This window comes from Bacillus sp. GbtcB14 (assembly GCF_019091205.1).
GTDB classification, from domain to species: domain Bacteria; phylum Bacillota; class Bacilli; order Bacillales; family Bacillaceae_G; genus Bacillus_A; species Bacillus_A cereus_AG.
In genome coordinates this window covers 1-234 of record NZ_JAGXJT010000323.1, presented here as the reverse complement: position 1 = coordinate 234, position 234 = coordinate 1, and the positions used below count along the sequence as shown (strand labels likewise).

Here is a 234-nt window from a genome sequence, read left to right as displayed (position 1 = left end):
ACTCAGTTCGACCCCTGAATCGTCACCAACTCCGGCGCACCCACAGCCACATGCCCACCCCCCGGCGAAATCATGCTCGTCTGCGGAGCCCGCCAGTGGTCGATATAGCTGATCTGATGCACACAGCTCACCGTGCAGTTCGGCGAACAACTCTTCGCCGTCAAGAACTCCCGCTTCACATCTTCCGTCGTATACTCCGCAATCGGAGTTCCTGGGAACCCGCGCTGCTGCGAA

The 234-nt window shown here is 59.8% G+C and carries 1 protein-coding gene; it reads right to left on the bottom strand.

Annotated elements, in window-relative coordinates:
* Window positions 1–2: 2 nt before the first annotated feature.
* Window positions 3–234 (bottom strand): hypothetical protein (locus KVT31_RS30030; protein ID WP_217613776.1); only part of this gene is annotated, 232 nt, incomplete at its 5' end.